Here is a 21,923-nt window from a genome sequence, read left to right as displayed (position 1 = left end):
GTTCATCCTGAGCCAGGATCAAACTCTCCAATAAAGTTAGTTTGTCTAGCATCTAAAATAAAAATTGACGTTTCACGTTGTTTGTTTCGTTCAGTTTTCAAAGAACTACTTCGTCGCTCGGAAGCGACTTTATCAATATAACATTTCGTTATATTTTCGTCAACAACTTTTTTCAATAAGTTGTTTTTCGTTTGTTTTGTTTGTTACCTTTCGTGGCAACGAATATAAATATACCAGTTTGATTATTAAAATGCAATAGTTTTTCTAATAAAATTTTTAACTTAGTAAAAAAGTATAAAAACAGCACATTTCTTCTATATAAATATAATTTCTCGCACTATCAAGATTTACTATACCCGCGCAACTCATGCTCAAATAAAAAAAGCTTTGGAGAAATCTCCAAAGCTTAGTCTTGTTTATGGCGCATAGCAGGGAATAATAATACATCACGAATAGATGGTGCATTTGTTAATAACATAACTAGACGATCAATACCAATTCCTAATCCACCCGTAGGAGGCATACCGTACTCAAGAGCTTCAATATAATCATCATCCATCATATGAGCTTCGTCATTACCTTGTTCGCGCTCTTTTAATTGCGCTTCAAAACGTTCTTTTTGATCGATTGGATCATTTAATTCAGTGAATGCATTTGCATGTTCACGTGCAACGATAAATAATTCGAAACGATCTGTGAATCGTGGATCTTCATCATTCTTTTTCGCAAGCGGCGAGATTTCTACCGGATGACCGTAAATAAATGTTGGTTGGATTAATTTATCTTCTACTTTTTGTTCGAAGAATTCATTTATAATATGACCAACTTCCATTGTATCTTTAATTTCTACATTATGTTCTTTTGCAAGTTCACGCGCTTCTTCTACACTCATCGGATTCCAGAAATCAGCTCCAGAGTATTGCTTAATCGCATCTACCATATGAAGACGTGTCCATTCTGGTTCTAGATTAATTTCATAATCACCATACTGGATTGTTGTTGTACCCAGTACCTTTTTCGCGATATGAGCAACCATATCTTCTGTTAACTTCATAATATCTTTATAATCAGCGTATGCTTCATATAATTCAATCATCGTAAACTCAGGGTTATGACGAGTTGATACACCCTCATTACGGAATACACGGCCGATCTCATATACTTTTTCTAAACCACCCACAATAAGACGCTTTAAATGTAGCTCAATTGCGATACGCATATATAATTCCATATCTAACGCATTATGGTGTGTAGTGAAAGGACGCGCAGAAGCTCCACCTGCAATTGCATGCATCATAGGTGTTTCCACTTCAAGATAACCGTTGTCATCTAGGTATCTTCTCATCTCACGAATGATTTTACTACGAGTAACGAACGTTTCACGACTTTCCATACTTGTAATCAAGTCTAAGTAACGTTGACGGTAGCGTTGTTCAACATCTTTTAATCCATGGTATTTATCTGGTAATGGACGAAGAGATTTCGTTAATAGCGTAAAGCCTGTTGCTTTTACTGAAAGTTCTCCAACGTTTGTTTTGAACACTTTACCTTCAATACCTACTAAATCACCTAAATCTGCTGTTTTAAATAATTCGTACTCGTCATCTCCAACAGCATCTTTACGAACATAAATTTGAACTTGTCCATGTAAATCTTGAACGTGTGCAAATCCAGCTTTCCCTTTTCCGCGTTTTGTCATAATACGACCAGCGATAGAAACAGCGATTTCCTTCTCCTCTAATTCTTCCTTAGAGAACTCTCCATATAGACTCACTAAGTCAGTTGTTGAATTTGTGCGTTCAAATCTTTTACCGAACGGGTCAATTCCTTGTTCACGTAAATTATGTAGCTTTTCACGACGAACAATCAATTGGTCGTTTAATTCTTCGTGGTTCATGTTATCCATGATATTGATATCACTCCAGCTCTATTTAATTTTACAATATATACAGTATAGCATTTTCTACTCAACTAGAAAAACTGCCAGCAACTAACTGGCAGCTCTTCTTTCTTTCACGTAATTATAGGAAGTGTATAGAAGAATGTCAATCTCCTATGTCCATTATTAACCAACGTAAATTGTTTGTTGTTTCGCTTCCACTTCTTCTACAAATGTACCTAACACATTCGCAAGGTCTTCCCGTGTGTTACAAGCATTAATACCATTACGTACACTCGCATTACCACGAACACCTTTTAAATACCAAGCTGCATGTTTTCTCATCTCTCTTACAGCGACACTTTCATTCTTTAAGTCGATAAGACGATCTAGATGCAACATACATACATCAATTTTCTCGCGCACTGTTGGTTCCGGCATTAATTCACCCGTCTCCAAATACTTTACCGTACGATAAATCATCCACGGATCTCCAAGAGCAGCACGACCAATCATAACACCATCTACACCAATTTCATCAAGCATACGCTTTGCATCTTGCGGCGTTGCGACATCACCATTTCCGATAACCGGGATATTTACAGATTGTTTTACTTGTTTAATAATATCCCAATCCGCTTTTCCTTCATACATTTGCACTCGTGTACGTCCGTGAACCGCCACAGCTTGGCCACCAGCACGCTCAACAGCCCTAGCATTTTCTATTGCGAAAATATGTTCTTCATCCCAACCGATACGCATTTTAACTGTAACCGGCTTTTCAACAGCATCTACAACCGCTGCTACCATTTCATATATTTTATTCGGGTCTAAAAGCCACCTTGCCCCCGCATCACATTTAACGATTTTCGGCACTGGACAACCCATATTAATATCAATTATGTCTGCTGTCGTATATTTATCTACATATTTCGCAGCATCTACAAGAGTTTCTTTCTCTCCACCAAAAATTTGTAAACTTAATGGCTTTTCTCTCTCGTCGATATATAACATATCTAATGTTCTTTTATTATTAAGCAATATTGCCTTATCACTTACCATTTCAGCACAAACTAAGCCGGCACCAAATTCTTTTACTGTTAAACGGAATGCAGAGTTACACACTCCCGCCATCGGTGCTAGTACAACCGGATTTTTCATCTCGATATTTGCAATCTTTAACAATCAATCTACTCCTTCCTGTACAATCACTTTGGCATTAATTCCTCTATTGAAACATTTAATGCCTTGGCAACTTCTACTACAAAATCTTGAGAAGGCGATCTATTCCCTCTCTCAACCTCACCTAAAACAGATACAGATACCCCTAGTTCTTTAGCAAAACCTTCTTGTGTATAGCCTTTTAGCTTTCGAAAAGCACGAATGCGTCTTCCCCATTTTTCTGCTTCCATACCGTTACTCCCTCTCGCCTTTTCATTTCTTCTACTTGTGAACGTGAAATGTTTTGTTTTATGTCTTGATTAATCTCTAACAACGGAACGATAACAAAAGCTCTTTCAAACATCCGCGGATGCGGAACAATAAGATTCTCTGCTTCAATATTCTCTTGATTATAAAGTAAAATGTCAAGGTCGATAGTCCTCGGCCCCCACCTAATTTCCCTTTTTCTTCCTAGGTCATTTTCTACTTTTTGTGTTACTTTCAATAATTCTTGTGGTGATAAATTGGTAGAAATTTTTATAACTAAATTTAAAAAGCAACTTTGGTCAGTATAGCCAACTGGCTCAGTTTCATATACAGATGAAATATCATCAACCTGAATATAAGGATTTTTATTTAAAAACTGAATCGCTTCAGTTAGATACGTATAACGCTCTCCAATATTTGACCCTAATGCAATGTAAGCTATATTGTTCATGGACGTCCTCTCGTAATTTCTACTGCTACAGCACGATAATGACCCGGTATCGGTGGATCCGGCTTAATTACTTTAATTGTACAGCGCGAAATACTTTCATACTGTTTTAATATATCTGCAGCAATATTTTCAGCGATACTCTCCACAAGCTTATACTTTCTATCCTCAACAACTTTTCTACATAATTCGAAAAGCTCTCCATAATTGACCGAATGCTCTAAGTCATCACTTTCCCCTGCACACTTTAAATCCAACTCCACCGTTAAGTCAACTTTAAATCTCTGACCTAATTTATTCTCCTCTGGGAACACACCATGATAACCATAAAACTCCATATCATGGATATAAATTTTATCCAATTACCTTACCCCCTTACCAATCATCGCATCCATCATTTTAGCCATACGCGCCATTTCTTTCACATCATGGACACGAACAAACTCACAGCCCTTTTCAATACCAAGACAAACAGTAGCTCCCGTTCCCTCAAGGCGTTCCTCTACTGGCAAATCTAATACGTGCCCAATAAAGGACTTTCTCGAAGTACCTAAGAGAACCGGATAACCTAGCACATTTAACTGTTCTAAATTACGCATCGCCTCTAAGTTCTGCTCAGGTGTTTTAGCAAAACCGATACCTGGATCTAAAATAATATTCTCATCTCGCACACCAGCATTTTTAACAATTTTAATACTGTCATACAAATCAGCAATCATATCCGCCATTAAATTACGATAATTCATATTATCACGGTTATGCATTAAAATGATGGGTACATCATAATGAGCTGCGACTTCAGCAATTTTTGGCTCCGCCTTCGCTCCCCAAATATCATTAATAATATGAGCACCAGCCTCAATTGCTTGCTTTGCAACTTCAGCTTTATATGTATCGATAGATATAGGCAATTTTACTTCTTTTGAAACTGCTTGAATCATCGGGACAACTCGCTTTATTTCTTCTTCTACTGATACTTTAGCAAAACCTGGGCGAGTAGATTCGCCACCAATATCAATAATATGAGCACCTTCACCTTGCATTTCTTTTGCGTGACGTACCGCAGCATCTACCTCGTTGTAACTCCCACCATCAGAAAACGAATCTGGTGTTACATTTAAAATTCCCATGATTAATGTTTTTTCATTTAAATTCAATGTATATTCGCCGCAGCGTAAATCATAATCCCACTTCAAACTACGCATCTCCTCTTCGTAATTCATTTCTGCTCCATAATTTCTCTCTTTGCATTCCATAAAGGTACATTAAACTTTTTGTAACCACTCCTACTTTACCCGGGAAATCCTGCGCTTCTATACGATAAAGCGGAACAATTTCTTGAATGGAGTTTGTTACGAAGACTTCATCCGCTGAAAGTAGCTCATCTTTTGTAAAGAAACCTTCCTTTACTTCTATATTTAATTGTTCAGCACTCTTTATAATAAACGCACGAGTGATACCATTTAAAATCCCTGTCTCTAACGAAGGCGTATATAAAACATCACCTTTCACAAAAAATAGATTCGAAACAATACCCTCTGCAACATAACCTGCTTCAGTAAGGAAAATACCTTCCTTACTCACAACATTTCCAATTTCACGCTTCCCTAAAATATTATTTAAATAGTGATGAGACTTCAGGCGAAATGTTCCTTCCGGTGTATTTCGCACTTGTTTTAGAATAACACCTTCTTTTTCCGCTACATCCCCCGGCGCTGTTAAAGGTTTTATAAAAACAATAACCGAAGGCTCTTCATACATTTCCGTTTGTAATCCTATTTCATCTATACCCGCTGATACATTAAAACGTACATATGCATGCTCCAATTCATTCTTAGCGAGTAAATTTTTTAAAATAAGCATCACATCATTTTTTGTCATTGTCCATTTAATTTGCAATGTATCCAGCGCTTCTATTAAACGATCATAATGATCATCCAATAAGAAAGGATGACCATTATAAATACGAAACGTTTCAAAAACTCCAAGACCATATAAATAACCATGATCATAAGGAGAAATTTTCGCTTCACTTGCTTCTACATACTGACCATTTACGTAAATTAACATAATGTTGCACTTGGCCTGTATTTACAAATGAAATTCTGTAACAACTCTTTCCCATGAGAAGTCATAATAGATTCCGGATGGAATTGCACACCCTCTATCGGCAATGTCTTATGACGAAGTGCCATAATTTCTCCTTCCTCTGTCCAAGATGTTATCTCTAAGCAATCGGGTAACGTTTCTTTCTTAACAATAAGGGAATGATAGCGCGTCGCAGTAAACGGATTAGGAATATCCGAAAAAATCGTCTTTCCATCATGATGCATAAGCGACGTTTTCCCATGCATTAATCGTTCTGCACGGACAACCTCTCCACCAAACACTTGTGCAATGGATTGATGCCCAAGACAAACTCCAAAAATCGGAATCTTTCCAGCAAAGTATTTAATAACTTCCATACTAATCCCCGCTTCATTAGGACTACATGGACCTGGAGAAATCATTAGAAAATCTGGTTTCATATTCTCAATATCTGAAATGGTCACTTCATCGTTACGTTTAACAACGAGCTCTTGTCCAAGTTCTCCAAGAAACTGCACTAAATTAAATGTAAAAGAATCATAATTATCAATCATTAATATCATTTCTCTCACCTAACCGTTTCTTCGCTACGTTCTTTTGCACGCCATAAAGCAATCGCCTTTTTTAACGACTCTTTATATTCATTTTCTGGATTTGAATCAATTACAATTCCCGCCCCTGCTTGTACATGAGCTTTTCCATCTTTAGCAAGAAGTGTTCTAATTACAATATTCAATTCTGTATCTCCAGAATAACCAATCCAACCGATTGAACCTGTATAAATCCCTCTTCGAACAGGTTCTAATTCCTCAATAATTTCCATCGTACGTATTTTCGGGGCACCAGTAATTGTTCCCCCAGGGAATACAGCCTTCACTAAATCAAAAGCATCTTTATCTTCTTCCACCTCACCACGCACATTAGAAACAATATGCATAACATGTGAGTATTTCTCAATTACCATAAATTCATCTACTTCTACAGTGCCATATTTACAAACACGTCCTAAATCATTTCTTTCTAAATCCACAAGCATTACATGCTCTGCTCTTTCTTTTTCGTTCTCAATTAATTCTCTTGCTAATTCTTCATCCTCTTGCTCATCCGCGCCTCTAGATCTCGTTCCAGCAATTGGTCTTGTACTTACTTCAGTTCCTTGTTTCTTAATTAACAACTCTGGCGATCCACTAACAATTTGAAAATCCCCAAGCTCCAGGTAACCCATATATGGAGATGGATTAATTTCACGAAGACTTGTATAAATTTCTAGTGGGTGTGTCTGTAACGTTCTTTCTTGTCTCGTCGACAAGTTTACTTGGAACACATCACCCGCCCCAATATATTCTTGAATACATTCAACTGCCTTCATAAAGCTGGCTTCAGTAAAAGCAACCGCTTCACTTTTCTTTTCAGGACTTTCAAAGGGCACTGTCACTTCAGGCGCTTCCGTCATCCAAAGACCCTTCCACTCATTTAGCCGTTCTTTTGCCTCTTCATATTTATCTACATAATGCGTAATAATCCATAACACTTGTTCTTTTTGATCATAGACAAATACGTCATCAAATAATAAAAAGAAGATGTCAGGTATATTAATATCATCTTCCGCAAGAGAAGGCAGCTTTTCAATATAACGGATACAGTCATAACTGAAATAGCCAATTGCACCACCTTGAAAAGGCGGATACTCTGGGTTATAGTCCGTCTTCCATTGTTCCATATATTCTTGCATTAAATCTAACGGATTCCCTCGTTTTATTGTTTCCTTACCACTTTCACTTATATGTAACGTTTCATCCTTCCCTTGGATTACCGCTACTGGGTTCAGCCCTACAATGTTATAACGACCGCCACGGCCACTTTCTAACAAAATATGTTGCGATTTACCCTGAGAAAGAAATTTATATTGCTTAAAGAAATCTAACTGATATGGAATAGAAAGCGCTAAAGATTTTCTTCGTTGCATATCAACACCCCGTCTTCTTTTATCCCACCCTCTTAGATAAACCAGCTCAAACTACATAAGTTATTTATATAGAGATTGATTATACTCGAAGGCTAGTGAAAATAATTTAATTATACTACCTCTTATTTTACATGAAGTTTTCTAGTCATTCACTCTTTTCCTATTTCCAATCCCAAAAGAAAAAGCACCCTTTTTCAAGGATGCTTTTTCAATCGCATTTAATTATGATTCAAATTGATAAAGTGGTGTACTTAAATAACGTTCACCATTACTCGGGATAATAACAAGTACCTTTTTCCCTTTACCTAACTTTTTCGCAACTTCTGTTGCTGCATAAATAACCGCGCCTGAAGAGATACCAACTAAAATACCTTCCTCTTTAGCCACTCTTCTCGCATATTCAAATGCTTGCTCTGTTTTCACTTGAATAATTTCATCATATACTTCTACATCCAACGTCTCCGGAACAAATCCCGCCCCAATTCCTTGGATTTTATGTGGACCTGGTTTCCCACCAGATAATACTGGTGAATCTGCAGGTTCTACCGCATAAATTTTAATATCCTTATACGCTTCCTTCAGTACTTCACCAGCACCAGTGATCGTTCCACCTGTACCAATACCTGCAATAAATGCATCTAATTGGTCGCCCATTTGTTCAATAATTTCTGGACCCGTTGTTAAACGGTGAATTTCTGGATTCGATTGGTTTTTGAACTGTTGTGGTATAAAGTAGCCATGCTCTTTTGCTAATTCAGTCGCTTTACGAATTGCTCCACCCATTCCTTCAGGCCCTGGAGTCAATACTAATTCCGCACCGTAAGCACGTAATAAATTACGACGCTCAATACTCATTGTTTCTGGCATTACTAAGATTGCATTATATCCTTTAGCAGCCGCTACCATCGCTAAACCAATTCCTGTGTTACCACTTGTCGGCTCAATGATTGTATCGCCTTCTTTTAATAATCCCTTTTTTTCAGCATCTTCAATCATAGCTAATGCAATACGATCTTTAACGCTACTCCCCGGATTCATAAATTCTAATTTTAAGTATATATCTGCGCTGTCTGATTCTACGATGCGGTTCAACTTAACGATCGGCGTTTTCCCGATTAATTCTGAAACTGATTGTGCCACTCGCATTCCTGTCACTCCTAACACCGAGTATTTTTATTGGTTTTATTTATATTTAGATTTTGTCAGAAAATTCCCTGTTTGTCAATTCATTTGGAGGATTGCTCCTCTTAATTCCCTTATTACAAATTCTCGATTAAATTTGTAATATCTTCTTTAGAGAACTTGTATCGTTCATTACAGAAATGACAGTGAACTTCCGTCTCTTCCTCTTCTTCACGAACTTGCTCTAACTCTGTTTTACCTAAACTAATTAATACACTCTCAATACGCTCGCGTGAGCATGTGCAATTAAATTGAACATCCATTGTTTCTAATACTTTTACTTTATCTTCTCCAAGAACTGCATATAGTAGCTCTTCCGGAGAAAGGCCTTGTTCAATCAACGTTGATACAGGCGGAATCTTTTGTAAACGGTCTTCAATAAATGAAATCGTTTCATCTTGCGCACCCGGCATAATTTGAAGGATAAATCCACCTGCCGCTAATATGCTATCATCTCCATTTACAAGAACACCAACACCTACAGAAGAAGGCGTTTGTTCAGAAACTGCAAAATAATACGTAAAGTCTTCTCCTAATTCTCCTGAAACGATTGGAGATTGACCAATAAACGGCTCACGCATTCCAATATCTTTAATTACAGTTACAAACCCCTCTGTACCTACCGCTTGATATACACGTAACTTCCCTTGTTCTGTTCCTTCAAAATCAACATGCGGATTCGTTACATAACCACGTACATCTCCATTTGCATGAGCATCTACTAAGATAGGGCCAATTGGACCGTTACCTTCTACCTTAATTGTTAACTTTTGCTCACCTTTTAACATTGCACCCATCATTGTACCCGCAGTTAAAGAACGCCCTAGTGCCGCTGAAGCTGTTCTCCATGTATCATGACGTCTTTGCGCCTCACTTACTGTATTTGTTGTACGCACACTATACGCACGCACTTCTCCATCAAACGCTAACGCTTTTACTAAATAATCTTTCATACGTATTTATTCACCTTTCTCATGCTGTAAATTTGCATTACGTTCATATAACATATACAAACCTTTTAACGTTAAAAACGGATCTACAATATCAATTACATTCGATTCTTCGGAAATTAATTTTGCCAATCCACCTGTTGCAATAACTTTAGGTTCTTGTCTAGCTTCTTCTTTCATACGCTTAACAATACCTTCCACTTGTCCAACATAACCATAAAGAATACCAGATTGCATCGCACTTACTGTATTTTTCCCAACAACACTGCTTGGTTTTGTAATTTCGATACGAGGAAGTTTTGCTGCTCTGCTATATAAAGCCTCTGCTGAAATCATAATTCCTGGTGTAATAACTCCACCCATATAATGCTTTTCTTCGTTAATATAACAATATGTAGTAGCCGTACCAAAATCAACGATAATAAGCGGACTTCCATATAAGTGGATTCCTGCTACTGCATTTACAATTCGGTCTGCGCCTACTTCACGCGGATTTTCATATTTAATATTTAGTCCTGTTTTTATCCCAGGCCCTACTACAAGCGGTTTAATTTTAAAATATTTTTCACACATGCGCTCTAAAGCAAACATAATTGGTGGTACAACTGAAGACACAATAATACCTTTCACATCTTCAAACGAAAGACCCTCATGCTCAAGCAATTGCTTTACAAGCATTCCATATTCATCTTCTGTCTTATGACGATCTGTTTCCATGCGCCAATGCTGACGAAGTTCCCCCTCTTCAAACACACCTAGTACAGCATTTGTGTTCCCTACATCCAATACAAAAATCATATTCTCACCACTTATCTTATTTAATCTATATTTGTGCAGTATGTATAAAACTTATAAAAACATCATATCACACATACTTATATAATCAGCTTTCCTATCCTCATCATTTTACAAAAAGATTGCTCTCTATTTCAATTTTTAATACTAGTTTTACTTAAATTACTTTATCCACTAAGTTCTCAATAGTAATTAACAAAGGTTTTAACAAACAAAAAAGGAGTGACGATAGTCACTCCTTCTTTTCTTACTTATCTTCTTTATCTTCATCGTCTTTCTTCATGTTGATGTTTACTTTCACATCATCTGAAGATGTTGGACGTTCTGGCAATCTGCCGTAATCACATAAATGATTGATTTGCTCTGCATCTAACGTTTCTACTTCAAGTAACGTTTGCGCGATAATATCTAGTTTATCACGGTTTTCAGTAAGAATTTGTTTTGCACGAGCATAACATTCTTTCATAATTGATTGCATTTCCATATCGATTTCATGTGCAATCGCATCACTATAGTTTTGTTCTGAGTGGAAGTCTCTTCCTAAGAACACTTGACCACCTTGCGAGCTACCAAATTGCATCGGTCCAAGTTTGTCACTCATACCAAATTCCGTAACCATGCGTCTTGCAATACCAGTCGCACGTTGGAAGTCATTATGAGCACCTGTACTCACTTCACCAAATACAATCTCCTCAGCTACTCGGCCACCAAGTAAACCAGTGATTTTATCAAGTAACTCTGGCTTTGTCATGAAGTAACGATCTTCTTTCGGAAGCATTACCGCATATCCACCAGCCTGACCACGAGGGACAATTGTTACTTTATGAACGACATCAGCTTCATCGAGAACAACACCAATTACAGTATGACCTGCTTCATGGAAAGCAACGATATTACGTTCTTTTTCAGAGATAACACGACTTTTCTTAGCTGGACCTGCAATAACACGATCCGTCGCTTCATCGATATCACTCATATCAATTTTCTTCTTATCTTGACGTGCAGCTACTAAAGCAGCTTCGTTTAATAAGTTTTCAAGATCCGCACCAGAGAATCCTGGTGTACGAGTCGCAATCGCTCTTAAATTAATATGCTCATCAAGTGGTTTATTACGCGCATGTACTTTCAATACAGCTTCACGGCCATTTACATCTGGACGATCTACTGTAATTTGACGGTCAAAACGACCTGGACGTAATAACGCTGGGTCAAGAATGTCTGGACGGTTTGTCGCAGCAACGATAATAATACCTTCGTTTGCACCGAATCCATCCATTTCAACAAGTAATTGGTTCAATGTTTGCTCACGCTCATCATGACCACCACCAAGACCTGCGCCACGTTGACGACCTACTGCATCAATTTCATCAATGAAAATGATACAAGGAGCATTTTTCTTTGCATTTTCAAATAAATCACGTACACGTGATGCACCGACACCGACAAACATCTCTACGAAGTCAGAACCACTGATAGAGAAGAATGGAACGCCAGCCTCACCTGCAACAGCACGCGCTAATAAAGTTTTACCTGTACCTGGAGGTCCAACTAATAGGACACCCTTTGGAATACGAGCACCAACTTCAGAGAACTTACGAGGGTCTTTCAAGAATTCAACTACCTCAACAAGTTCTTGTTTCTCTTCATCCGCTCCAGCAACATCTCTGAAACGAACTTTTTTCTTTTCATCATTATATAACTTCGCCTTACTTTTCCCGAAGTTCATAACACGGCTACCGCCGCCTTGAGCTTGGTTTAATAAGAAGAAGAATAAAATGAAGATGATGACAAATGGAATGATTGAAGTAAAGAATGTTACCCAAGCACTTGTTTCTTCTGCTGGTTGATACTTAACTTCGGCACCTTTCGCTTTATCATTAATTTTCTTTTGTAATTCCTCAGTATTTGGTGCATAAGTAACAAATTGTTCTCCTTGGCTAGAGTTATTAAATTGTCCTTTTACCTCAAATACACCATTTTTCGGTTGAAGTTGCACATTACGCACTTCACCGCTTTCTAGTTTAGTAATGAATTTGTCGTAGCTAACTGATGTCGTTTTTTGTGTCGAACCATTAAAATAGCTCACGATTCCAATTACTACTAAGAATATCAGTAAATAAAAGATGGTATTACGGAAGATACGATTCATTCCTAACCTCCTCTCACGGCATAAACACTATAGTAAATCGTAACATAGAAAAACTTTCCTATACAATTGTGAAGCCTATATTTAATTAATTTGAGTAAACGCTTGGTTTTAATACGCCTACATAAGGAAGATTACGGTACTGCTCTTTATAATCTAATCCATATCCTACTACAAATTCATGTGGAACAGTAAATCCAACATAATCCGCTTTCAGATCAACCTTACGGCCTGTTGGCTTATCTAATAATGTAACAATTTTTACAGACTTCGCTTTACGATATTTGAATAAGTCTACTAAGTAGCTTAGTGTAAGACCACTATCAATAATATCTTCGACGATTAAAATATCGCGACCTTCTACAGAAGTGTCAAGATCTTTTAAAATTTTCACTTCGCCTGTTGAAACTGTAGAGTGACCGTAACTAGATACAGCCATAAAATCCATTTCAAGATATGTATCTGTTCTCTTTAATAAATCTGCCATGAACGGCATTGCGCCTTTTAATACACCAATTGCAAGAGGTACTGTGTTTTTATAATCCTCTGCAACAATTGCACCTAGTTCGCGCACCTTTTCTTGTATTTGCTCTTCAGAAATTAATACTTTTTCGATATCTTGATTCATCATTTCATTATCCTCCCGGAAGACTCCTTGCTTTTGTAGTGAATAATCATATATTTATCCTTCTTTGCCATCTCTTTCGAAATTGCAAATGCAGATCGCTTCAACAAGGGTACCCAAATAATGGTCCCACTTGCATCACAAACGACCGGCCATTCTTCTCTTTTTTCTTTCGGTACTTTTGCTTCGATAAAAATAGCTTTTATCTTTTTCGTGCCATTCATACCTTGTATTGACATGCGATCTCCATTTTCCCTAGAACGAATACGAAGTGGATATGATATATCATTATACTTAGCAACAAATACTGTTTCATTCATGTTACTTGGTATATCTTCGCTCACCTCTGTTACAAATTCATCCCCGTTCAATAGCGTAATGGTCCCGGGTACTGATAAATCTTGTAAAAAAGGAGAAACAATTTCTTGTTTAAATCTAAAGCTACACTCCTCGTATGTACGAACAATTTTCAAATCACCCGGAAAATCAAGTGAACCTGAAGGTTGTGTCCGCTTAAAAAACTCAATCACCTTGTCAATATGTATGGAAGAAAGAGAAGATGGAATCTTATATTCATAAAGATAGTTTAATATTAGTTGAATCCCTCTTCTTTGTAAAGGCATAGACATGGATTCAAAGGCAGGAATTGATAAGCTAATTTGTTTATCACTTTTTTTTGTAATTACTTTATTCATTTTCTCAAAAGCTAATTCCTGCAAATAAGCCTCATCCTCTTGCATCTGCACGCTAAATTTTTGGAATTTCTCATGCACTTGTGGATTTTCTTCTTTCAAATGAGGAAGGACATATTTACGTAATCGATTCCTTGTATATACTTCCTTTTTATTACTCGGATCTATACGTGGCATTAAATTTAGCTTATTACAGTAATCAACAATTTCTTCCTTTGTTACGCCAAGTAACGGCCTAATTAAATATCCATTATGAAAAGGACGCTTCACTGCAATTCCTGCATATCCTTTCGGAGTACTCCCTCTTACGAGACGCATTAAAATTGTCTCGACTTGATCATCTCCATGATGTCCAAGAGCAACATATCTTGCATCATATTTCTTCATTATTCTTTCCAAAAATGCATATCTGCATTCTCTAGCAGCAACCTGTGCATTCATTCCGTATTGCTGTTGATATTGTGATACATTAATCCTTATCGTTTCACAAATAATTCCCAGTTCTTCACAAAGGCCCTGCACAAATTGTAAATCCTCATAAGATTCATCACCTCTAAACATATGATCCACATGAGCAACTACAATTTTCAACTGTTTTTCCGCTCTTTTTTCTAATAAATAATATAAAAGCGCTAACGAGTCAGGACCACCAGAAACTCCCACAACAATTGTTGAATCATTCTTTAATACATCATGCTGCTTTACAAAGTCATCTACTTTTTCAACAAATGTATCTTTCAACTTCGCAATCACCTTTCATTAAACAAGAACAGCAACCTTAGTCGCCTTGTCTACAATGGTACAACTTTTACAAACATTGTGCAAAAAAAAGATATACAAAAATTACATTTTTATCTTACATCCTCCGTGTATATTCACAAAATTAATAACATTACCTTTTTCCACAAAAAAACCTAGGTATACACCTAGGTTTTTAAAATCAAATTATAGATAAACATTCCACTTACATTTTACTGCGCCTGCATTCCTACAATCGGAATCGTAGCCCACTTGGGCATATTTTTCTTCACTTTTGCCACTACAATAGTCATATCATCATTTATATAACCGTCACAAGAGCGAATCACTTCTTCCATAATGATATCAGCAATTTCTTGCGGGTCTTCGGTTTGCAATTCTTTAATTTTTCGTTTCATCCACAATTCATGATTCTCCACATGCTGCGCTCCTTCAAAAATCCCATCGCTCATCATAATAAGAATATCGCCCGTTTTTAATTGTTCACCCACCACATCAACTTCAACATCTTCGATGATTCCCATCGGTAAATTACTTGCTTCAATTTTCAAAATATTATTTGCACGTTTAACAAAACTCGGCGTCGATCCAATCTTTAAAAACCTTGCACTCGCATCCCGCAAATCTACCATAGCTAAATCTAATGTCGTAAACATTTCTTCTGTCGTTCTCAAAGAAAGAATTGAATTGATAGACTTAATTGCTATTTCTTCATCAATGCCTGATTGGAGTATTTTTTGTAATAATTTCACCGTTTCCTTACTTTCCATATGAGCTCTTTGCCCATTACCCATACCATCACTAATTGCAAGTGCATATTTACCAACACTTAAATCCATCATCGCATAAGAGTCACCCGAAACAAATCCACCGCCTTTTGCAGCTGTAGCCAATCCTGTATCAAGAGAATACGTCTTTGCCGAACCAAATGATATTAAACTATGGCCATTTGGATAAGAAGACTTTTCTTCATGTTTAACGACAATATTTTCTTTAAGGATATCCGAAAGCATCGGTGCAACTAATTTTTCACACTCACCATGTTCATTAGATGCAACTGGAATTAACATTTCAATATCAATACTTCCTCTATCTAAACAATAAATATCAACATGCTCTACTTCGACACCAAAATCACGGAACGCTTGCATAATCTGTTCTTCCTGCACTTGATGATTTTCACGCTCTCGTTGTATCTCCTTAGCAAAATCCTCCATAACCTTTGATACACCTAATAGTTGCTCGGCTACTATTCTACGATTTTCCTTCATTTGTTTTCGTAATTTTTGACCCTCATAGAAGTGATCTAATTCACCTGCTACTAAATCCGTCACTTTTTTCCCTCTCACACAATGCTTGTCCCACTCACGAACTAATTTACGATTATGTTGCAGGGTTCCTTCTTCCGTTTCATTCATTATTTGTTTCATATAATCGTACGTTTTATCAAAATTCACTACCCAGCATTGATCCTTTTTAAAGCATGTTTGACATGTTTTCGCAGTAATTGTACTCAAAAACAAATCTGCTTCTGTCTCTTTATCTTCTTCCTCTACATACCCATATACAGAAAAGCTATTAGATAAAGCAGCAAATACATTTGCAAATTGGTTGATTTTATTTGCTGTAACATCACGCATCCTTCTTAAATATTGTTGTTGATCTTGCGAATGCTCTTGTGTACCTGGCATAAATTTAGCAATACGATCCAAAACAAGCTGCGGTGTTAATAAGAAGATAACAATCGCTACACCTGACTCAATTAAAGTTGTTACAATATTTGTCTGTTTGTCTACATATAATGTAATTAAGCTTGTCCCAATTAATAAACCTAAACTAACACCTAAACGCTTCCCTTCTTTTAACAATCCACCAAGCAATCCAGAAAAAGCAAGAAGGCTAAGCTGAGACAAGCTAGACACATTTGCTAAACTTAATATTAGTCCTGTTACAACCCCCACTGTAGATCCTGTGGCAGCACCCGCAATAAATGCAAATACTAGCACTAAATACCTTGTAAAAATATGTTGAATAGAAGCATCATATACAAACCAATCTGTTGTACCTGTTAAAACAGATGCTAGTAATATAATCAAACAAACAATTTCTTCCGTCTCTAATGCCTGTTGTTTTCCTTTCCTTTCCACTAAAAGCGGGACACTTTGTAAAAATATCATAGTTAATACGAAACTAAGTCCAGCCTCGATAGTACTAACGAGTAAATCGTACATGGTGACAGTTTGTTGCGCAAAATATACAACAACTAAGTGTGCTGTTAATGCGGAGATAAATACTTGAAATGGAACAAGTCCAACAGTTTTACGTGTAAATCGACTAAAGAAGATATTATAAATGAAGAAGGTAAAGATGGATGCAAAGGTAAAAAACAAATTATCTATCGATACTGAAAGAGCTCCTCCCATTAGAGCTAAAAATGCTAGCGGCATCTTATCCCGCTTCATAACATAAACAGCAGCAAAAAATGGCAGTGCAAACGGTAAAATATTTGTTAATATATATGCTCGTCCCAAAAGAAAACCAATAACAACAATAATAAATCCCCATCTAAAGAAAACTTGCTCAAATTTCATTCGCAACTTACTCGTCCACTTTATTCCTCCAAGCTGACTCTCATTCATTGCCAATGCACTTGTATTCATAGTATTCCTTCCTGCTTTAGGCATATTTTTAACACCACCTGCATAGTTTAATTACTGTCATTATAAAAGACGATTGTTGGTTTTTTTGTCAAAACAACAGTTTTCACTTTTATAATCGTTCGACTTTTTATTCGAAATAACTCTACAGATATACACGGTATGTAAGTTATTTTTGATATTTTAATTAAATATTCAGAAAATATAGGGTGATTTTGTAGAAGTGTTGTATATCTTAATTTATTTAACAAAAAAAGATCATGCAAATTTGCATGATCTTTTTTGATGACCCGTACGGGATTCGAACCCGTGTTACCGCCGTGAAAGGGCGGTGTCTTAACCACTTGACCAACGGGCCGTTAAATTAAATATAGCGGCGGAGGGGATCGAACCCCCGACCTCACGGGTATGAACCGTACGCTCTAGCCAGCTGAGCTACACCGCCATGTCGTCTTATTTAACGGACAATTAGTATCTTACATCAGATACTAATTAAAGTCAACACATCTCAAAAACTTTTTTAAAAATATATTTTTACATATAAAAAAGCACCCTGAGCCATCACCCTGGGTACCTCTCTATATGTTAAAAACTAAACGTTCTTATTATCCGCGACGCGCGCCACGGCCACCACGTTTAGACTCTGTGTTACGCTTTAAAGAAGTTAAGCGATCTTCGCTATCTTTTAAGAAGCGTGCCATCTTTTGCTCAAATGTTTCTTTCGGAGCTCGGTCGTTACCGCCACCGCGATTATCTCTGTTGAAAGAGCGATTATTACGTTGTGGACGTCCAGAACGTTGTTGATCACCACCGCGTTGGTATTCACCGCGTGGACGATCTCCTTCTGTTTTTTCACGTTCTTTCGCTTTTTTGATAGATAAACCAATCTTTCCATCTTTTTCAACATTAATAACTTTTACTTCTACTTGGTCGCCCACTTTTAAGTGATCGTTAATATCTTTTACATAGTTATCAGCAACTTCACTAATATGAACAAGACCCGTTAAGCCCTCTGGCAGCTCCACAAAAGCCCCAAAATTTGTAATACCTGTTACTTTACCCTGTAACTTGCTGCCTACCTCGATTGACATAAAAAAAATGCTCCTCCTTAGTGGTTAAAAAGTCAAATTTTACTTTATTATATATAATCCTAAAATATAGTGTCAATAAGACATACTCTACTTAGAAACAGGAAAAATTATCTCCCCTTTACCAGAGAAGAAATAATCCCTTCTAGCAATCTTTAATACGTACTCTTCATCATTTAACTTTTGAACTTCGTCTTTTAGACTTTTTTCTTTATTCGTTAATGAATCCAGTTCTTTTTTCATGTCCTTAACTTTTGCTTCTTTTGCTTTAATGGAACTGTTTTGTTGATAAAACGTTACACTAATACTCGCAATAATTGTAAAAGTAAAGACAAGAAAAACCGCTAAACGGCGATAAAGTCGCTTCCTGTTCTCATCCGTTTGTATTATATGCTCTTTAACAGGATTTGGACTCTGTTTTTCGATTGTTCTTTGTCTCAGTTCCCTCATTTCCGAGGTCCCCCTAACTTCTTTTTTATACGCTCCCATAATTGGAAGATATGTCCCTTCAATTTTGCTATATATTGCAGGAACCCTATATGTTTCACTATAAAAAGTTTAACACGATTAGGGAGAAGTTTCCATATGAGCGAAGCAATAAATCGAACAGGCCAGAAAAAAACTTTCCATATGAAAAGTAATATCCAAATCACCATTTTCCATAACACATGTCCAATTGAAAGCAGTATACGAAATAAGAATAATATAAATGCAATAAATAGCTGCGCTATAATAATAACAGGTTTTATCATGAGTAGCTGTATAATTCGAACAAAAAAATATGTTGTTTGCATAAAAATATAGATGAGAAAATTTAACAGCTTCATGTATAGTGCCTTCAGTAAGCTTTGATATGCCGCAAAACCACATAATAATGCCAAAAACACATATATACGTAGCTCAGCTTCATTTACGAGAAGCAATACATAAAAGACGAATAATGCTTGGACAATCCAAAATAATATATCATGTATAAATACAAGCCAACGTTTACGTTCTTGGCGCTTTAAAAAACGTTGATATGTATCTAAAGACGCTCCAATCCAAGCACCCATTCCAATCATTGAAAGCATTGTATACAACTGAATTGTTAAGCTCATTTAAACAACTTACTAAAGAAACCTTTAGTTTTTTCCCCTTGATTTTCATCAATATACAGCATCTCATTAACTTTCCCTTTAATCGACACAATACCTTTTTCCACATCTAAATTTTTCATTTGTAAATTTTGACCACGAATCGTTAAAAAACCCATTACGGTCTCTAGTAAAAACTCTTCGCTATCAAAACTCTCTACCTGCTTTACACCGGTAATATCAATTATACGCCTGCCACGCATAATAATGTCATGCTCTACAGAAACATTTTGTTGATTAGAAGACGTAGGTGAGTAACCATTATTCACGTAAATCCCCCCATAGGTTTTTACTAGCTAATAGTAATGTATGAGGGGATAAATGATTTTAGAACAAGCCTTCTTCCGCTTTTACTTTTTCTTCACGAACTAAGCTATACATATTTGCTGCATCTTCTTTTTTAGTTGTTTCTTTTAATTCATTTATTTTCACAGTCACTATTTTTTGACCAAAACGAATTGTTAATTCGTCAGCTACTTTCACATCAGAACTCGCTTTTGCCACCTGACCATTAATAGATATTCTTCCTTGATCAGCTACTTCTTTCGCTAATGTTCTTCTTTTAATTAAACGTGATACTTTTAAAAACTTATCTAGACGCATATCAAATCCCCCTATTAACGCTCTGTCTGTTTCGCTTCTTCCCATAAAACATCTAACTGTTCTAATGATAAATCTTTCATCTCTTTATTCATTTCAGCTACTTTTGCCTCCATGTATAAAAAACGACCAGTGAATTTCTCATTAGTTGAACGTAACGCCTCTTCTGGATCTATTTTGTAATGACGAGCTATATTAACAAATGCAAAGAGTAAATCACCAAACTCACCTAGCATCTTTTCCTCATCCATATTTGTAACTTCTTGTTGGAACTCTTGCCATTCTTCCAAGGCTTTCTCTATCATCGGTTGCACATCAACCCAATCAAATCCAACCTTACCAGCTTTCTTCTGAATTTCATAGGCGCGTAGTAACTGCGGCAAACTTTTTGGAACGCCATTTAAAACAGATTCTTTCACGAATCCTTTTTCTTGTTTTTTAATCTCTTCCCAATTTGCAATCACTTCATCAGCGCTGTTTACATCCGTATTTCCAAACACATGCGGATGGCGACGAACCATTTTCTCAGATAGAGTTCGAATGATATCATCTATAGAGAACCAACCTTCATCTTCTCCGATTTGAGCATGAAGCATAACTTGTAATAATATATCACCTAATTCTTCTACTAAGTGATCATCATCCTCTTCATCGATTGCTTCCAACACTTCATAAGCTTCCTCAATTAAATATTTCTTTAATGATTGATGTGTTTGCTTTTTATCCCACGGACAACCATTTGGACCACGAAGTTCCGCAATAATTTCTCTAAGAACATCAAACTGTTGATACAAGGACGCACGCTCCTGAACTGGCGGCACGTACACACTCGTTAAATTATTCAATTCCGTTTCATGATCTAACATGTACAACGGTACCTTCTTTACTTGTTCAAATGAAGTTCCTGCAGCTGTTACGATATACACTTCATAATCATCTGGTAACATCTCCATTAATGTTAATTTCACATCAGATGCAACGAATGCATCATATACTTGGCAAAAGATTAAATGTTGACGCAGTTCTAATTGCCCTCTTTCAAATGATGTAGCATCAAGTAATTGGAATCCTTCAATCGGATCAATCTTTAGACTTGCAAACATAGGATCAAGGAAACTTTGTCCACCCTCAATTCGCACTTCAACATTTGAAACTTCTCCTTTTTCCAACAGTAGCTGAACTGTTCTTTCTGCTACAAGTGGATGCCCGGGAACAGCATAGATAATTTCTGTACCTTCAGCTTGTTCTAGCAATTTATTCGCAATTGTTTCATATACAATTTCAAACGTATCATGTGCTTCATATACAGCATCAAAAGACGTATATTGTACGCCTTCTTTCTCCAATTCTTCTATAACTGGATGTTCTTTCGTTCTAACAAACAGATGGTCTGCTTCTTTTATTTTTCGATATACACCCATCGTTAGCTGATCTAATTCACCAGCTCCTAAACCTAAAATAGTAATGATTCCACTCACAACCAG

22 protein-coding genes and 2 tRNA genes are annotated in these 21,923 nt (G+C 36.6%); all 24 read right to left on the bottom strand.

Annotated elements, in window-relative coordinates; translation table 11 throughout:
* Positions 1 to 406 precede the first annotated feature (406 nt).
* The 24 genes from lysS to mazG all read right to left on the bottom strand — a co-directional run bounded on the left by lysS (position 407) and on the right by mazG (position 21,917).
* The gene (lysS, locus tag ACTFRH_RS29050; RefSeq protein ID WP_000369668.1) at positions 407 to 1,906 is read right to left on the bottom strand and encodes a lysine--tRNA ligase; all 1,500 of its coding nucleotides are present in this window, start codon (positions 1,904 to 1,906) and stop codon (positions 407 to 409) included.
* 159 nt (positions 1,907 to 2,065) lie between these two features.
* Positions 2,066 to 3,064, bottom strand: coding sequence for a tRNA dihydrouridine synthase DusB (gene dusB, locus ACTFRH_RS29045; protein WP_000912251.1), 999 nt, complete (start codon positions 3,062 to 3,064; stop codon positions 2,066 to 2,068).
* A 23-nt stretch (positions 3,065 to 3,087) separates the two neighbouring features.
* Entirely contained in the window at positions 3,088 to 3,291 is a 204-nt protein-coding gene (locus ACTFRH_RS29040) for a helix-turn-helix domain-containing protein (RefSeq protein WP_000387031.1), read from the bottom strand.
* Entirely contained in the window at positions 3,243 to 3,758 is a 516-nt protein-coding gene (folK, locus tag ACTFRH_RS29035) for a 2-amino-4-hydroxy-6-hydroxymethyldihydropteridine diphosphokinase (protein ID WP_001059450.1), read from the bottom strand. Before folK ends, ACTFRH_RS29040 begins: the two co-directional genes overlap by 49 nt.
* Positions 3,755 to 4,117: a dihydroneopterin aldolase gene (folB, locus tag ACTFRH_RS29030; RefSeq protein ID WP_000358055.1), complete on the bottom strand. Its 363-nt coding sequence runs from the start codon at positions 4,115 to 4,117 to the stop codon at positions 3,755 to 3,757. Before folB ends, folK begins: the two co-directional genes overlap by 4 nt.
* The gene (folP, locus tag ACTFRH_RS29025) at positions 4,118 to 4,978 is read right to left on the bottom strand and encodes a dihydropteroate synthase (RefSeq protein WP_002164271.1); all 861 of its coding nucleotides are present in this window, start codon (positions 4,976 to 4,978) and stop codon (positions 4,118 to 4,120) included.
* Positions 4,953 to 5,825, bottom strand: a complete 873-nt coding sequence (gene pabC, locus ACTFRH_RS29020) for an aminodeoxychorismate lyase (protein ID WP_000909875.1) — start codon at positions 5,823 to 5,825, stop codon at positions 4,953 to 4,955. The genes folP and pabC overlap by 26 nt, the downstream gene beginning before the upstream one ends.
* Positions 5,819 to 6,406, bottom strand: a complete 588-nt coding sequence (pabA, locus tag ACTFRH_RS29015; RefSeq protein ID WP_000602295.1) for an aminodeoxychorismate/anthranilate synthase component II — start codon at positions 6,404 to 6,406, stop codon at positions 5,819 to 5,821. The genes pabC and pabA overlap by 7 nt, the downstream gene beginning before the upstream one ends.
* Positions 6,407 to 6,411: 5 nt before the next feature.
* On the bottom strand, positions 6,412 to 7,809 hold the full coding sequence (gene pabB / locus ACTFRH_RS29010) for an aminodeoxychorismate synthase component I (RefSeq protein WP_001189714.1): 1,398 nt from the start codon (positions 7,807 to 7,809) through the stop codon (positions 6,412 to 6,414).
* Positions 7,810 to 8,031: 222 nt separating this feature from the next.
* Positions 8,032 to 8,955 (bottom strand): cysteine synthase A, encoded by a 924-nt coding sequence (gene cysK / locus ACTFRH_RS29005; RefSeq protein WP_001261712.1) that lies wholly within the window; start codon positions 8,953 to 8,955, stop codon positions 8,032 to 8,034.
* 113 nt (positions 8,956 to 9,068) lie between these two features.
* A complete protein-coding gene (gene hslO / locus ACTFRH_RS29000; RefSeq protein ID WP_000656372.1) occupies positions 9,069 to 9,944 on the bottom strand; it encodes a redox-regulated molecular chaperone HslO in 876 nt (291 codons plus the stop codon).
* A gap of 6 nt (positions 9,945 to 9,950) precedes the next feature.
* Positions 9,951 to 10,739 (bottom strand): type III pantothenate kinase, encoded by a 789-nt coding sequence (locus tag ACTFRH_RS28995; protein ID WP_000578368.1) that lies wholly within the window; start codon positions 10,737 to 10,739, stop codon positions 9,951 to 9,953.
* A 244-nt stretch (positions 10,740 to 10,983) separates the two neighbouring features.
* Positions 10,984 to 12,885, bottom strand: a complete 1,902-nt coding sequence (gene ftsH / locus ACTFRH_RS28990; RefSeq protein ID WP_001079674.1) for an ATP-dependent zinc metalloprotease FtsH — start codon at positions 12,883 to 12,885, stop codon at positions 10,984 to 10,986.
* Between the two features lie 85 nt (positions 12,886 to 12,970).
* A complete protein-coding gene (hpt, locus tag ACTFRH_RS28985; protein ID WP_000981844.1) occupies positions 12,971 to 13,513 on the bottom strand; it encodes a hypoxanthine phosphoribosyltransferase in 543 nt (180 codons plus the stop codon).
* Positions 13,510 to 14,940: a tRNA lysidine(34) synthetase TilS gene (gene tilS, locus ACTFRH_RS28980; protein WP_000655468.1), complete on the bottom strand. Its 1,431-nt coding sequence runs from the start codon at positions 14,938 to 14,940 to the stop codon at positions 13,510 to 13,512. The genes hpt and tilS overlap by 4 nt, the downstream gene beginning before the upstream one ends.
* Before the next feature lie 230 nt (positions 14,941 to 15,170).
* Complete coding sequence (gene spoIIE, locus ACTFRH_RS28975; protein WP_001123553.1) at positions 15,171 to 17,642, bottom strand: stage II sporulation protein E; 2,472 nt, start codon at positions 17,640 to 17,642, stop codon at positions 15,171 to 15,173.
* Between the two features lie 259 nt (positions 17,643 to 17,901).
* Positions 17,902 to 17,973, bottom strand: a tRNA-Glu gene (locus ACTFRH_RS28970).
* Between the two features lie 13 nt (positions 17,974 to 17,986).
* Positions 17,987 to 18,060: transfer RNA gene (locus ACTFRH_RS28965), tRNA-Met, on the bottom strand.
* A 160-nt stretch (positions 18,061 to 18,220) separates the two neighbouring features.
* Entirely contained in the window at positions 18,221 to 18,706 is a 486-nt protein-coding gene (locus tag ACTFRH_RS28960) for a S1 domain-containing RNA-binding protein (protein WP_000021451.1), read from the bottom strand.
* 87 nt (positions 18,707 to 18,793) lie between these two features.
* Complete coding sequence (divIC, locus tag ACTFRH_RS28955) at positions 18,794 to 19,153, bottom strand: cell division protein DivIC (RefSeq protein ID WP_001208739.1); 360 nt, start codon at positions 19,151 to 19,153, stop codon at positions 18,794 to 18,796.
* Positions 19,150 to 19,803 (bottom strand): spore cortex biosynthesis protein YabQ, encoded by a 654-nt coding sequence (gene yabQ / locus ACTFRH_RS28950; protein WP_000059773.1) that lies wholly within the window; start codon positions 19,801 to 19,803, stop codon positions 19,150 to 19,152. The genes divIC and yabQ overlap by 4 nt, the downstream gene beginning before the upstream one ends.
* The gene (gene yabP / locus ACTFRH_RS28945; protein ID WP_001059104.1) at positions 19,800 to 20,108 is read right to left on the bottom strand and encodes a sporulation protein YabP; all 309 of its coding nucleotides are present in this window, start codon (positions 20,106 to 20,108) and stop codon (positions 19,800 to 19,802) included. The genes yabQ and yabP overlap by 4 nt, the downstream gene beginning before the upstream one ends.
* A gap of 58 nt (positions 20,109 to 20,166) precedes the next feature.
* Positions 20,167 to 20,442 (bottom strand): RNA-binding S4 domain-containing protein, encoded by a 276-nt coding sequence (locus ACTFRH_RS28940; RefSeq protein ID WP_001234876.1) that lies wholly within the window; start codon positions 20,440 to 20,442, stop codon positions 20,167 to 20,169.
* 14 nt (positions 20,443 to 20,456) lie between these two features.
* Entirely contained in the window at positions 20,457 to 21,917 is a 1,461-nt protein-coding gene (gene mazG / locus ACTFRH_RS28935; RefSeq protein ID WP_000014239.1) for a nucleoside triphosphate pyrophosphohydrolase, read from the bottom strand.
* Positions 21,918 to 21,923 lie beyond the last annotated feature (6 nt).

The organism is Bacillus cereus group sp. MYBK216-1 (genome assembly GCF_051916495.1).
GTDB lineage: Bacteria > Bacillota > Bacilli > Bacillales > Bacillaceae_G > Bacillus_A > Bacillus_A thuringiensis_K.
The sequence above is the reverse complement of the archived record's forward strand: the minus strand, read 5'-3'. Positions and strand labels throughout refer to the sequence as shown.

Excerpts from the sequence above, each read along its gene's own strand:
- ACTFRH_RS28960 (WP_000021451.1), bottom strand. The coding sequence starts at position 18,706 with ATGTCAATCGAGGTAGGCAGCAAGTTACAGGGTAAAGTAACAGGTATT.
- spoIIE (WP_001123553.1), bottom strand. The coding sequence starts at position 17,642 with ATGCCTAAAGCAGGAAGGAATACTATGAATACAAGTGCATTGGCAATG.
- divIC (WP_001208739.1), bottom strand. The coding sequence starts at position 19,153 with ATGAGGGAACTGAGACAAAGAACAATCGAAAAACAGAGTCCAAATCCT.
- folP (WP_002164271.1), bottom strand. The coding sequence starts at position 4,978 with ATGAATTACGAAGAGGAGATGCGTAGTTTGAAGTGGGATTATGATTTA.
- ftsH (WP_001079674.1), bottom strand. The coding sequence starts at position 12,885 with ATGAATCGTATCTTCCGTAATACCATCTTTTATTTACTGATATTCTTA.
- yabQ (WP_000059773.1), bottom strand. The coding sequence starts at position 19,803 with ATGAGCTTAACAATTCAGTTGTATACAATGCTTTCAATGATTGGAATG.
- hpt (WP_000981844.1), bottom strand. The coding sequence starts at position 13,513 with ATGATGAATCAAGATATCGAAAAAGTATTAATTTCTGAAGAGCAAATA.
- ACTFRH_RS29040 (WP_000387031.1), bottom strand. The coding sequence starts at position 3,291 with ATGGAAGCAGAAAAATGGGGAAGACGCATTCGTGCTTTTCGAAAGCTA.
- folK (WP_001059450.1), bottom strand. The coding sequence starts at position 3,758 with ATGAACAATATAGCTTACATTGCATTAGGGTCAAATATTGGAGAGCGT.
- cysK (WP_001261712.1), bottom strand. The coding sequence starts at position 8,955 with ATGCGAGTGGCACAATCAGTTTCAGAATTAATCGGGAAAACGCCGATC.
- pabC (WP_000909875.1), bottom strand. The coding sequence starts at position 5,825 with ATGTTAATTTACGTAAATGGTCAGTATGTAGAAGCAAGTGAAGCGAAA.
- hslO (WP_000656372.1), bottom strand. The coding sequence starts at position 9,944 with ATGAAAGATTATTTAGTAAAAGCGTTAGCGTTTGATGGAGAAGTGCGT.
- ACTFRH_RS28940 (WP_001234876.1), bottom strand. The coding sequence starts at position 20,442 with ATGCGTCTAGATAAGTTTTTAAAAGTATCACGTTTAATTAAAAGAAGA.
- pabB (WP_001189714.1), bottom strand. The coding sequence starts at position 7,809 with ATGCAACGAAGAAAATCTTTAGCGCTTTCTATTCCATATCAGTTAGAT.
- ACTFRH_RS28995 (WP_000578368.1), bottom strand. The coding sequence starts at position 10,739 with ATGATTTTTGTATTGGATGTAGGGAACACAAATGCTGTACTAGGTGTG.
- lysS (WP_000369668.1), bottom strand. The coding sequence starts at position 1,906 with ATGGATAACATGAACCACGAAGAATTAAACGACCAATTGATTGTTCGT.
- pabA (WP_000602295.1), bottom strand. The coding sequence starts at position 6,406 with ATGATATTAATGATTGATAATTATGATTCTTTTACATTTAATTTAGTG.